The 12,889-nt window shown below is 36.2% G+C and carries 14 protein-coding genes; all 14 read right to left on the bottom strand.

Annotation, left to right across the window (positions count from 1 at the left end; all coding sequences use genetic code 11):
• Positions 1-4 precede the first annotated feature (4 nt).
• The 14 genes from P8596_RS01155 to P8596_RS01090 all read right to left on the bottom strand — a co-directional run bounded on the left by P8596_RS01155 (position 5) and on the right by P8596_RS01090 (position 12,833).
• Positions 5-1,855 (bottom strand): ABC transporter ATP-binding protein, encoded by a 1,851-nt coding sequence (locus P8596_RS01155; protein WP_279725539.1) that lies wholly within the window; start codon positions 1,853-1,855, stop codon positions 5-7.
• Complete coding sequence (locus P8596_RS01150) at positions 1,815-2,987, bottom strand: glycosyltransferase (RefSeq protein WP_279725538.1); 1,173 nt, start codon at positions 2,985-2,987, stop codon at positions 1,815-1,817. Before P8596_RS01150 ends, P8596_RS01155 begins: the two co-directional genes overlap by 41 nt.
• Positions 2,988-2,999: 12 nt before the next feature.
• Entirely contained in the window at positions 3,000-4,190 is a 1,191-nt protein-coding gene (locus P8596_RS01145) for a glycosyltransferase (RefSeq protein ID WP_279725537.1), read from the bottom strand.
• Positions 4,191-4,271: 81 nt separating this feature from the next.
• Positions 4,272-5,246, bottom strand: a complete 975-nt coding sequence (locus P8596_RS01140) for a glycosyltransferase (protein ID WP_279725536.1) — start codon at positions 5,244-5,246, stop codon at positions 4,272-4,274.
• 13 nt (positions 5,247-5,259) lie between these two features.
• Positions 5,260-5,676: an FAD synthase family protein gene (locus P8596_RS01135; RefSeq protein WP_279725534.1), complete on the bottom strand. Its 417-nt coding sequence runs from the start codon at positions 5,674-5,676 to the stop codon at positions 5,260-5,262.
• Positions 5,663-6,850 carry a CDP-glycerol glycerophosphotransferase family protein gene (locus P8596_RS01130; RefSeq protein WP_279725532.1) on the bottom strand — a complete coding sequence of 396 codons (1,188 nt, stop codon included), beginning with the start codon at positions 6,848-6,850 and terminating at the stop codon, positions 5,663-5,665. Before P8596_RS01130 ends, P8596_RS01135 begins: the two co-directional genes overlap by 14 nt.
• Positions 6,851-7,900, bottom strand: coding sequence for a glycosyltransferase family 2 protein (locus P8596_RS01125; protein WP_279725530.1), 1,050 nt, complete (start codon positions 7,898-7,900; stop codon positions 6,851-6,853).
• Between the two features lie 13 nt (positions 7,901-7,913).
• Positions 7,914-9,092: a glycosyltransferase gene (locus tag P8596_RS01120; protein WP_279725528.1), complete on the bottom strand. Its 1,179-nt coding sequence runs from the start codon at positions 9,090-9,092 to the stop codon at positions 7,914-7,916.
• A gap of 18 nt (positions 9,093-9,110) precedes the next feature.
• Positions 9,111-9,842 (bottom strand): glycosyltransferase family 32 protein, encoded by a 732-nt coding sequence (locus P8596_RS01115; RefSeq protein ID WP_279725526.1) that lies wholly within the window; start codon positions 9,840-9,842, stop codon positions 9,111-9,113.
• A gap of 26 nt (positions 9,843-9,868) precedes the next feature.
• Positions 9,869-10,216 (bottom strand): helix-turn-helix domain-containing protein, encoded by a 348-nt coding sequence (locus tag P8596_RS01110; RefSeq protein WP_279725523.1) that lies wholly within the window; start codon positions 10,214-10,216, stop codon positions 9,869-9,871.
• Positions 10,217-10,242: 26 nt separating this feature from the next.
• Positions 10,243-11,412, bottom strand: coding sequence for an aminotransferase class I/II-fold pyridoxal phosphate-dependent enzyme (locus tag P8596_RS01105; protein ID WP_279725521.1), 1,170 nt, complete (start codon positions 11,410-11,412; stop codon positions 10,243-10,245).
• 18 nt (positions 11,413-11,430) lie between these two features.
• Positions 11,431-12,075 (bottom strand): acetyltransferase, encoded by a 645-nt coding sequence (locus P8596_RS01100; protein WP_279725519.1) that lies wholly within the window; start codon positions 12,073-12,075, stop codon positions 11,431-11,433.
• 1 nt (position 12,076) lies between these two features.
• The gene (locus tag P8596_RS01095; RefSeq protein WP_481900327.1) at positions 12,077-12,661 is read right to left on the bottom strand and encodes a sugar transferase; all 585 of its coding nucleotides are present in this window, start codon (positions 12,659-12,661) and stop codon (positions 12,077-12,079) included.
• Positions 12,639-12,833 (bottom strand): hypothetical protein, encoded by a 195-nt coding sequence (locus P8596_RS01090; RefSeq protein ID WP_279725517.1) that lies wholly within the window; start codon positions 12,831-12,833, stop codon positions 12,639-12,641. The genes P8596_RS01095 and P8596_RS01090 overlap by 23 nt, the downstream gene beginning before the upstream one ends.
• Between the last annotated feature and the right edge of the window lie 56 nt (positions 12,834-12,889).

The following is a 12,889-nucleotide window of genomic DNA, read 5'->3' as shown; positions in this document are numbered from 1 at the left end:
AATCTTATGATGACTGTACAAGTTGGTTATTTATAGCAACTACTTTTCCATTATTCATTTTATATACAATATCGCAATTTTCGATGGTGCTAAGTCTGTGAGCAATAATAATGAGTGTTTTATCACCTTTTAATTCATCAATTGCCTTCATGATCTCTTTTTCTGTCTCATTGTCCAGAGCAGATGTAGCTTCATCCATGAATAAGATCTCCGGGTTATGATAGAGTGCCCGGGCAATGCCTATTCGCTGACGTTGTCCCCCTGAAAGCCTTACTCCTCGCTCACCCACTGAAGTTTCAAGTTGCTCAGGGAGTTCTTCAACAAACTCTTTTAATTGTGCTTGTTCCAGTGCCCGCCAAACCGCTTCTTCATCTATATCTTTGCTATCTACTCCAAACGCGATATTCCCCCGAATCGTGTCATCTGATAAGAAAATGGACTGCGGTATATATCCAATCTTTTTCTGCCAGGTTGATTTTTGTTCTTCCAAGTTTATTCCATCAACCAGTACTTGACCTTTTTCCGGGGTGAACAATCCAAGAATAATATCCACAATTGTGGTTTTACCTGCTCCCGACTCCCCGATAAATGCGACTGATTGACCAATTGGGATAGTAAGTGATGCCTCTTTTACTGAGTAATTCTTTTGATTTGGATATCTAAATGAAATATTTTTCAATTCTATAGAATCATTATAAGTTTTTGATTTATTATTACCTGGTGTGATGTGAGAAGATTTTGCATATACTTGTCTCTTTTCCTTATTTAAAAACAAATCGTTATATACAACCTCAAGCGCTGGTTGGCTGTATTTAATGGTAGTAATTAACGCAACCACACGGGTAATAGACGGCATTAATCTGAATGCAGCCATTGCAAACAGCGCCATGGTAGAAATGAGTTCTGATGTGCTTCGATCCTGAAAAACAATGATTAACATTGTGATGAGAACCACTGATACTAATAATGTTTCAATAAACAAACGGGGGACTTGTTCAAGCATTTTCATGTACCGGCTATTATTAGCTTTGATTTGGCTTTGATTTGCATAAGAATTAATAAAAAACTTCTCATTCCCTGCGACTTTCACCTCTTTACTTGCTCCCAATCCCTGGTTCACCCATTTGATCATCAGACCGCTTACGGTCTGCTGCTCTTTTCCTAAATAAGTGATTTTTTTCCTGAAGGATTTAAAAAAGACCATTACACTTCCTCCTAATATAATTGAGGCTGTAATGGTGGCTAGGGGAGCAGTGCATAAAAGTAATAATAGAATACAAAAAATTACAAGTATTTCAGTGATAAGCTGGAAGCCGGAGATTATTATGCCTTGAAAAACTCTTGGGACTTCAACATCCACATTTCTTAATAAGTCCGCTGAATTCCTCTGTAAATGGAAGGTGTATGGTTTTGTTAGGTACTCTTTAAATAATTCTTTAGATAACTTCACTTGCTGATTTAATACAATTCGGAACTGCAAATAATTAAAGCAAAGTAAATAAAGGTTTTTGACTACAAATACTGCAAGTAAAATAAGTATTGCACAAAATATAAATGAAGATTCTGAATTAAAATTACCCAGTTTATATAGAAAAGAAAAAATCGCCTGATCCTGGATTAGGTTGGGGTTTGTTACAATACCTACAAAAGGTGCAATCAACCCTATGCCTAAAGTTTCAAATAATGCAGCTACTATCATCAAAAAAAAGAGAGCTACTAATTTCTTCTTTTCCCTTTTATTAAATAGCTCTAATAGCTTTCCTAATGTACATTTCAAATTGCTCAAACCTTTCCGAAAATACTCTATTTTAAATTTAATTAAATACTCTCTTCTTTTGTTGAAGAGCCTTTTCATTATTTAATCCTTCAGAGAACTTTTTTCTCTTTTGAGGATTGATTATTAAGCTTTTCACTCCTTGATATATTTCTTCGATATTCCCCTCTACCACTAATCCTGTTTCATTATTTATTATTTGTTCATTTGCTCCTGTAAAACTTGCCGAAACAATAGGTTTCAGTAAACATTTAGCTTCAGCTAGCGTTATACAGTAACCTTCATGTCGAGATGGTTGAACATAAATATCACATCTTCGTATATAGGGATACGGGTTGGGATCAGCTCCTAGAAAGATGAAATGATTTTCTAGATTGTACTGAGTAACTAACTTTTGATATGCTTCTAGAGCAGCACCTTCTCCAAGACAATACCATTTAACGTTATATCCTTCGTTTATTAATCTTGATAACACTTTAATTGCCATATCTTGCCCTTTTTCTTTGGATAACCTTCCTACTGTTAAAATTCTTATACCATCAAAGTTATCTTTGAAACCAACACCTAAGTTAGATTGTAATAGAACTGATTTTTCAGATACTATATTATTGAACACTTCTGTTTTTCCTCTAATAGATGGAATCTTACTAACCAATTTGTTTTTCCCTTCATTTGAGACTACATATATTTTATTGAATTTTTTATAAAGGCTCTGACAGAGCCTTTTATTGAACCCTATTTTTGTAACATCAAAATGAATCCACTGAATTTTTTTTTCTGCATTAATTTTCTTTGCAACAAAATAGCTTATGAAGTCCATTGGACCCGCATAAGCTATAGCAACATCATAATTATTTTTATACACTGGGAGGGTTTTAAGGATGTAATTATAATAAAACATTTTATTAATAAATATTTTCGATAATGTATGAACACAACCAAGTGCAATACTTTTCACTATTTTTCCCTGTTTAATTAACTCCATTACCGTTGTTTTGACTGGTCGATTTAATAATTGTTTATAGGTAGCATAGTCTTGTAGATATTCAACCTTAACTTCTTTGGGAATGGCGTCTAAGAACCCTCCGTATTTCTCCAGCATTAATACTGTTATATCATACTGATCTTTTGGCATCTCATTAATCATATTTAGAAGAGCCTTTTCGGTTCCACCAATATTCATATTGATAACCATAAACACTATTTTCTTCATGCTATTCTCACCCTATATGACTAAATTGTAGAACTTTTCGATTTCCTCAACGTTTCCTTTCTTTTCATGCTTTAAGTATTCGGTTATTTCATTTCTAAGATTGTGATTGTGAATTAAATTTATTATTCCATCCGCAACACTTTCAGGATCCATATTTACCACTAACCCATTTTTATTCTGAACCATTTGATTATAAACAGCGTCAAAATTTGTGGTAACTACAGGAACATTTAACATACGTGCCTCTGCTATCGCCAACCCAAAGCCTTCAAATTTTGAGGTTTGAACATATATATCGGATTTTTTTATAAAAGGATATGGATTTGTCTTTACACCTAATAGAATGAAATGATTAGTTAAACCGTGGCTAACAATATATTGTCGTATCTCTTCTTCGAGTGGTCCTTTACCAAGAACATACCATTTGAAGTCAATCCCTTTTTCTTTCAGTTTTTTACATGCTTCAAGTGCAATATCGTACCCCTTTTGACGCGCTAGCCTGCCAATAGTGAGAATTCTTATTCCATGAAAAGAATCCTCATACCCATCTCCAATATCTGCCATTTCCGAAATAAATTGAGGATTATTAATATCATAAATAACTTCCATTTTATTGAAATACTCTGGGAAAGTTTCTGAAAATATTTCCTTTGCTGTTTCAGATACGCCAACAATTTTATCGTATAGATCATAATACTTCCTCTGATACTTCCTGTCATTTCTTTTCAGTCTGTAAATGGCATTAACCCATGCTATTTTCTTTTTTGCATTTACTTTTTCAGCTACATAAAATGTAGGTACTCCTTGGGCATAACTTATTGCAACGTCATACGTTTTTGGGTTTTTCTCAATTACTCCAGACACACTTTGCCAAAATACTCTGGCCTTTTGAGGATTACTGTATTTTTTCAACCTTATTTTGCTTGAGTATTTCATTCTGGAGAGTAGCATTTTGAAATTTCTATAAGACAAAGAATTAATTAAATTGTCTTTGACTCTCCTCTGAGTGAAGATAGTATATTCTAAAGGTCGAAGCAAGTTAATACTTTTAGGGATAAGTTCTTCTAACTCATTTCCATGAGCAAATAACATTAATTCAACATTAAATTTTGATAAATCAAGCATTGATAATAACGTCACTAGGCTCTTTTCTGCCCCTGCAGTTTCTAAGGAGTCGATAACAAATAGTAACTCTTTTTTCAAATTTCTCGCCACCCAAATTATAAAATTTTATAGAGAATATTTTAACTTAATACCACACTTAACCTTTCTTTCATTTATATTTCATGAGAGTTTGCTTTTCATATTATTGAAAACAATCAATGAATTTTTATTAAGTACAAATAATAAAACAAGACATTTATACTTAACACTTATCACATCGGCTTTAACTATTTGTGTCAAATATTTCTTAGCATAGTAACTTAATTGTTTTAATAATTCCTTTTTTTCTTCCTTTTTTTCTACCTGGTTCAATATATAATACATATTGTCTATACATCCATAAGTAAATGCAGCCAGGTATTCGTTTGAAAGTTGTAGATATTTTTCATTCATGAAACAAAGAATTTCATCCCAACCTATAAATGCTTCCAGTCTTTTTTTAGAAAAATCAGACGTTAATATACTGTTATTTCTCTTTACATAAATGTACCCTAAATAATTTGTGTACATTGCTTTATTAGAATTAGCAAACAACTTGTAGGTTGTTGATAAATCTTCATGAATCCTTCCTTCAGGAAACTGAATGTCTTTAAAACATGTTTTATTAAAAAGTTTATTACATAACGAGAATCTATAGAGATGACCTTTAAACAGCTCTTTCATAGCATCTATATGGTTTAAATTCATTTGAAAGGTCTGATTATCAATATTTATTATTTCTCCATTTATTTCTCTCCCGAGTTTACAAATTGATATGTCACTTTTTGTTTCTACACAAAGATTATATAGCTCCATATACATATTGGGTTCTATTCGATCATCCCCATCTACAAAACCAATGTAATCTCCTTTTGCAGCTGCAACACCTGAGTTTCTGGAAGAACTTACTCCCTTATGTTCTTTATGAATCACTCTTATATTTGAATGACCATTTGAGTAACTATCACAAATTAGCCCACTATTATCAGTTGAACCATCATTCACTAAAATAATCTCAATATTTGTAAATGTTTGATCCAAAATGCTATCAACACAGTCTCTTAAATATGGTTCAACATTATATATTGGAACGATAATACTTATTGCTGGATTCATGGTATTCTCCCAATTATATTTTTATTTTTTCTTTCACCATTGTCGAAGAAACACCTTTCGTGTAAGGAAAATAAACAATTCCCACCCCTACGTGATTAAAGCGCTTTTCCAGCTCATCAAAAAGAGCATTACCTTTCCAATCGTCACCAACAAACATGACGTCGAATTGTAAATGCTCCCATGCTGAGAATTTATCTCTATTTACTTGTGGTACAACTTCATCTACATACTTAATTCCTTCCACAATTGCCATGCGATCTGAGAATGATATAACGGGCTTTTTATTTTTGTAACCCATGACCAGTTCGTCTGTGCTTACCCCTACTACAAGGTATTCACATTGCTCTTTCGCCTGTTTTAAGATGTTTAGATGTCCCACGTGGAATAAATCGAAAACCCCTGTTGTATAACCGATTTTATATTGCTTCATGTAAACCTCTCCTTTTATCACCAAAGCATACTTCATTAATTTTATTGAATAAAAGCTTTGAAGAAATTCCTCTTTCATAGGATCCTATTGTAGATAAAAATGCTTGGACTTCCTGTTTATAGGTGAGTTCATCAAAAAGGTCAATTTCCCTTACCAAATCAGCGTTCGATTGAGCGCTTATGAATGGAAGTTCTTTCAGATTAAAATAAAAGCTTCTTTCCTTTTCCAGATATTGTTTTACATCTGGCACATACAAAAAGCATGGTTTATTCGTAAGGGAATAATCAAACATCAGAGAGGAGTAATCTGATATTAGAACATCTGCGATGAGCAATAATTCTTGTATGTCATTAGATGCAGTAACATCTATTACATTTTTTCGTTGCTCCATTTGATTAGACTTTGACAATAAATGTGGATGAAGTTTAACCAGCACCACCCAATCACCACCAAATTTCTTCTTAGCAGCCTTTATTAATGACTCGTATTCTAAATCATATACATCCAGGCTGTGATCTTTTCTAAAGGTTGGAGCATACAGTAGAACCTTCGTATCAACTGAAAGATTGTATTGGTGTTTTATGGTTTTCACTTTATCTTGATTAGCTATCAACAGCATATCATTTCGCGGAATTCCCGATTCGAAAATCTCACCTTCATACCAAAAGGCTCTTTTGAAAATTTCTGTACTATATCTACAACCTGAAAGTAAGAGATCACATTTTTTCGAATCTCTCTTAGCCATCTCAACGTAATGTGAAGGCAGTACAGTTTCAGCATCTTTTTCAATTTGTTTAAGCCTCAAAGAACTGTGCCAAGTTTGAACATAAAATTGATTTTTTCGTTTTTTAAAGTAGTCTGTCGTTCTGAAATTGGTAATGATAATTTTCGAAGTGCACAACTCATAAAAATATCGCAAAGACATCACTTTCACTTTTCTGATATTGGATAAATGCTGTGTCGATTCCAAATCCGTGAATGCCCATACAATGTCGTATGTACTCTGGTAATCATTTTCTTTAATATATTCCGAGATATACTTTGGATTGTCACCGTACTGAGCACCGTAATAACTAAACAAAAAGATCTTATTGTTTTTTATTGGAAGAAGGTTAAATAAATGTATGATGCAAAGGACAATCATTTTTTTGATAGATTCTATTATGTTTTTCATTTATAACGATGCTCCTTTTGTGGTCTTTGTCATTTCTAATTCCCTCTTCTTCGGCTGAGATTTTATTCTCTCCATGCCTTTTTTTAACAAAAGGTACGAAATATTAGCCAAGGGATGAAAAGAAAAAAAGAAAAGTTGACACCTCAAGTCTTCTACCAGGGCTACTGCTTTATTCATTTGACTTCTATGTTCCTTGATATAACGTTGTATCTCTCTCTTCTTCACTCCGTCCTTATCTATCCTCCTATTTCGAAAAAGAAGATTGTAATGCATTAAACTGTTTTGCAGAATACTCCTGTATACCTCGTCTTGATAATGTGGATAGTGTTTTTTTACAAATTCCAGCCTTTCCTTTAATCCCGTCAGGATGTCCAGGTTCCTAATGGAGTATGTGGCTACAATACTGTCACTCCGCTGGTAGTAGTGGCAGAGTGGTTTATGAAGGAGTACGAATGTCTTCACTCTTTTCATCACCTGATGAGCCCAAAAAACATCTTCGAATAATACCCCTTTTTCAAACGGGATATCCTTAATCAGTTCTGTTCTATAAAGCTTTCCCCAAGCGAAGTTTTTCACTTTATCGTTTATAATAAGTTCGTACATGGCTTCCTGATTATCGAGTAAGAGCTTGCTTCCGTCATTGGAATAGTTGTTTCTGTCAAACAGCAGCTTATCATCATAGGCATAATAAAAAGCTGATTGTACTAAATCAGCTTGATGTTCATGCCTGCAATGCAGCATGTCTTCTATCATGGTTGGTTCCAGATAGTCGTCACTGTCGACGAATACAGTGTATTCACCCCTCGCCTCTTTCATTCCCTCATTTCTGGCATCTGATAAGCCACCGTTTTCTTTGTGTACGACGATGATTCTGGAATCTTTGTGTTTATATTCTTCGGCTATCTCTCCACATCGATCGGGAGATCCATCATTTACAAGAATAATCTCTAAATAGGGATACGTTTGGTGTAGTATGCTCTTAATACATCTATGGATATATTTTTCTACTTTGTATATAGGAACAACTACGCTTACGATTGAATGGTGCAAGGTCTGTTCCTCCTTATACCAACTGATATAGTTTGTTTAGTTCTGCATGATTGAAGTAGTCTGCTCTTTCGCAGTTTTGAATAAGAGCTTCTCTCATCTGTTGATCGTTATATAACTTCTCTATCCCCTCCGCTATTCCCTCGACAGACATCTGACATATTTCACCGTCAATGCCCATTCGCACCTGGCTTTTAGCCGTGCCATAATTAGTAATCATTACTGGCTTTGCTAAGATTTGCGCTTCCACAACGGTTACTGCCTTCCCCTCATATCTGGAAGGCTGTACATATAGATCCGCCGCTTTAATATAAGGATAAGGGTTTATCTTTTTCCCTAGTAATATAAATGAGTCCTCAAGTTTCTGTTCTTTTATTAATTCCCTTATGGAGGCTTCATCCCCTCCGTACCCAACGATGTACCAGGATATGTCTTTATAGCCTCGGTCATGTAATAACTTTAGTGCATTCACTGCTTGATCAATTCCTTTGGCATACGAGAGACGTGCGACTGTTATTAATTTAAATCTATCGTCTTTCACCATAGGATTGTCAACGGAATCATGCGCTAAGTCCTTTACAAAATCGGGGGAGGTGATGTTCTCCATCACACACACTTTCTTGTGAAGGGAAGAATATTTATTGATAAATGCCTTCTTACATTCTTCAGACACAGCCATTATTTTGTCGTATTGCTGCCACATCTGGAGGTCCATATCACTATCCGTTTCAACCGTTGAAAAATCTGTGTGAATCCAGGCAATCTTTTTTGATGCCTTTACTTTTTCAGCTACAAAATAATGTGGCCATAAATAACTGATGGCGATATCGTACTCTTTCTCCATCTTCGGTAAGAATGGGAGGGCATACTTCCACATGTATTGCATTTGCTTATACCCTGTTTCTGCGTTTTTTTGGAGATTTGCCCTATATCTCGCAAGCACCCTTGATATACCGATGGCCCAGTTTCCATTCTTCATCACCGCTGAAACAGGCATTCGAAACGTTTTGTATATGTTATTCTCTGGTAGCAGAGTTGGTCCTGCAGGCAGAAGTTCCATAAAATCACCAGTATGACTATATAGCATTAAATCAACTTTGTAATTTTTATAGTCAAAATTATTTAACATACTAACTAAACTTCTTTCAACTCCACCCACCTCCATATCAAAGGAGGCAATCAGTATATTTTTCATCTATTTTTATCCACCTAATTAGTTAGACGTTAGCTTTCTTAGTTTTTCAACATTATCTCCGCCAATAATTTTACAAATTGATTTCTTAACACTGTTTTTAATTCTAGCCCTAAACGGTAACCAACTTTTATAAAAGTGATGTATAGCATACGTATTTTCATTTTTAAAGGACCTACAATTAATATAATCGTAGGGAGAGAAAAAGGATTGAGGATAAAATACTCCTATATCTTTAATCTCTTGATAGTTCCCATCACGCTTTATCCCCATGCCTTTTAAAATACTTGTGACGGCGGCCACGTTAGTCAACTCATCTAGACTTCCGTCATCTTTAATAAAGGTCCTTGATTCATATGAATCTAAAAACGATTTGATTAAGCGGTTCTCTCTTGCTGCTCCAATTGTACTGGTTGCAATAAAGTTTTCTTGCTCGAATCCCCAGAAAGATTCATGGTGTAATAGATCGTTGAATGATTTAAAAACCTCTACATCTGTATCTAAATATATCCCCCCGAAGTGGTACAGCGCATACACTCTTACATAGTCACTGACAAATGCATATTTCCCAAAGTCATAAGCTTGTTTTACATATGCATTTTGATCAATGTTAAAATTATTTTCATTCCACTCAATTATTTCGTAATCTTGTAAGTGTTTTCCCCAACTATCCAAACATCTTTTTACTATGTCCGGCTTTTCCTTTCCTCCAAACCAGCAATAGTGAATCGTATTAGGTATGTTATTTCTCACCAGAGCATTCTCCTCCTCCCAACATATTATTTCTCTTCAACTTTATGATTCTGCCACTTTATAAATTCAATCACCGCTTTATATTGTTGTAATTGCTCTTTCTCAATCCCTGAATCCTTCAATTCATTGATAAAGTCCAGCCATTCTCTCTCAAGGAGTTCCCTGTTGTCTTCAGGTGCATTGAATTGAAGAATGGTCATTAATTCCACGTCTAATACAGTCGAGATTTTCTCTATGACTTGAATAGACGGATTCTTATTTAAGTTCCTCTCTAAGTTGCTCAGATAGGATTTTGAGACATTCGCCCGATCTGCAAGTTCGGATAAAGTGAGTCCTCTGCGTTTTCGAATCGTACTTATATTTGAACCTATCATCCATCATTACCTCATATTTTTTGACATCATATTATATCCTGCCTTGCGTACACACCTTCAATCGTATTCATTACACACTCAACAATTCTCATTTGTTCTTCTCCTGTCATGCTTGAACCTGATGGAAGACAAACACCTCTGGAAAACAGTTGCTGAGCGACATCTTCCTCTTCACTGTGAGAGAAGTAAGCTGCCTCCTTAAATAACGGCTGCATATGGAGAGGTTTCCATACTGGACGTGCTTCAATATTCTCTTTTGCCATTGCTTCAATTAACTGAGATGATGTTATTCCTGTTTCTATCTCATCAATGGTAAAGGTTGTAAGCCATCTGTTTGTCATACTGTTTTCTAATTCCGGCATGAATGAGATACCCGGGATATGGGATAAGGATTGCTGGTAACGTTCAAAGATGAGCCTTCTGGCTTTTACCCTTTCATCGATTACCTCCAATTGGGCCCTCCCAACACCGGCTAAGATATTACTTAATCTGTAATTGTGACCTACCTGGCTATGCTGATAATATGGGGCCGGGTCTCTTGCCTGGGTAGCGAGGAATCGTGCTTTCTGCAGAGACTCAACATTGTTGGAAACCAGCATACCCCCGCCGGATGTTGTGATAATTTTATTTCCGTTAAATGAGTAGACTCCATAATGACCAAATGTCCCGCTAGGTTTTCCCTTATAAGTGGAGCCCAGTGACTCTGCTGCATCTTCTACAACTGGAACCTGATAGTGTTCACAGAGAGTAAGAAGTTCATCCATTTTCGCACTTTGACCATATAAGTTCACAATGATGACGGCTTTTGGAAGCTTGCCTTTAAGGGCAGCTTCTTGTAATCCCCGTTGAAGCGCTTGTGGGGACATATTCCAGGAATCGTAGTCCGAGTCAATAAAAACCGGCTCTGCCCCTTGATATAGAATGGGATTCGCACTCGCCACAAATGTAAGTGTTGAACAGAATACGGTATCCCCCTGGGTGACTCCCAATAAAGAAAGAGCCAAGTGGATGGCGGATGTTCCCGAATTAACGGCCACCGCTTCACTGGCTCCTACGTATGAGGCTAACTCTTTTTCAAAAGCGTCCACATTCGGACCTAATGGAGCAATCCAATTGGTCCTGAAGGCTTCCTTAATATATTCTTGTTCCCTTCCACTCATATGGGGAGGGGAAAGGTAGATTCTCGGCTTCTTCATCTAACAACCACCTTTTCTCTACAGGATATCTTTCACTGCTCCAAGGATCTTATTGATGATCCTGGCTGGTGTCCCCACTGCCTTACTATGAGCAGGAATAGATCGAATAACTGTCGCCCCGGCTCCAATGATCGACCATTCCCCGACTTTCACACCAGGAATGATGGTAACAGCAGCCCCTATATGTACACCTTCATCGATCGTTACGTTTCCTGTTAATGTGGCGTGAGGGGAAATATGTGAGTAATCCCACACTGAATTATCATGTTCAATGACAGCTCCGGTGTTAATGATACAGTGATCATGGACGTGGGCATCTGCATTGATCACAGCTTTTGGCATCACAACTGTTCCATATCCAACTGTTGCCGAATTGCTTACTACTGCAGTAGGGTGGATGACGGTTAAATACCGCTCACCAGGAAGCTTTAACTTACTTACCACCCGCTTTCTAACCATATTACTGCCAATCGCCACGACCACTTTCATCCCTTGATCCAGTATTTTATGAATGGAAGTCAATGGAGCATACACAACCCCATCAATGATCTGCTCACGTTCATATTTGTCATCTAATATGGCATGAACACTGTACCCCTCTCTTATCACCATCTCCTGGACGACTTTACTATGACCCCCGTTTCCGATCATTACAACCTTCATATCAGACCACTTCTTTCGACCCTTTGAACTTTTCCATCGTGACATGATTTTGCCCGGTGATTCCCTCTTTTTTGATCACTTTGATGACGGTTCTGGCAAGGATTTTCATATCGAGAAAGAAACTTTGATTCTTGACATACCAAATATCCAATAAGAATTTTTCTTCCCATGAGATCGCATTCCTCCCGTTCACCTGAGCCCATCCGGTTATTCCAGGCTTCACGTGATGCCGAATGTATTGTTCTTTAGAATAAAGGGGCAGATACTCCATTAACAATGGCCTTGGGCCCACTAAACTCATATCACCCTTCAGCACATTGTATAACTGGGGAAATTCATCAAGGCTATACTTTCTAAGAAATCTTCCAAGAGGAGTCAATCTCAGTTCATCCGGTACATCATCGCCATTTAACATGGTTCTGAATTTATATAGGATGAATGGTTTTCCGTATAACCCCGGTCGTTGCTGACAAAACAATAGAGGTGATCCCATTTTCATCTTGATCCCTAACATGACTGGAACCATTAACGGGATCAAGATCAAAAGCAAAATCGATGAAAAACTAATATCCATCATTCGTTTTATCATTTGAAATCACTTCCTTGATGATCTCATTTGTTGTACAGAGGGAGATGATGCTTTCTTTTATTTCATTTAGAAATTCCCTTGTATTCACTTCTTCTTGAATACCCTTTTGATAAATTGTTTTTAAAAGCACCTGAAGATCTTCGACTGTTAGATTTTCAGTAATATTCATATTTCTTCTCCTTACATTTAACATAAAAAAAAGCAGCTGCCATGAGTAGCACCTGT

Origin of the sequence: Rossellomorea sp. DA94 (genome assembly GCF_029834455.1) — a bacterium.
Taxonomy (GTDB): domain Bacteria; phylum Bacillota; class Bacilli; order Bacillales; family Bacillaceae_B; genus Rossellomorea; species Rossellomorea vietnamensis.
The sequence above is the reverse complement of the archived record's forward strand: the minus strand, read 5'-3'. Positions and strand labels throughout refer to the sequence as shown.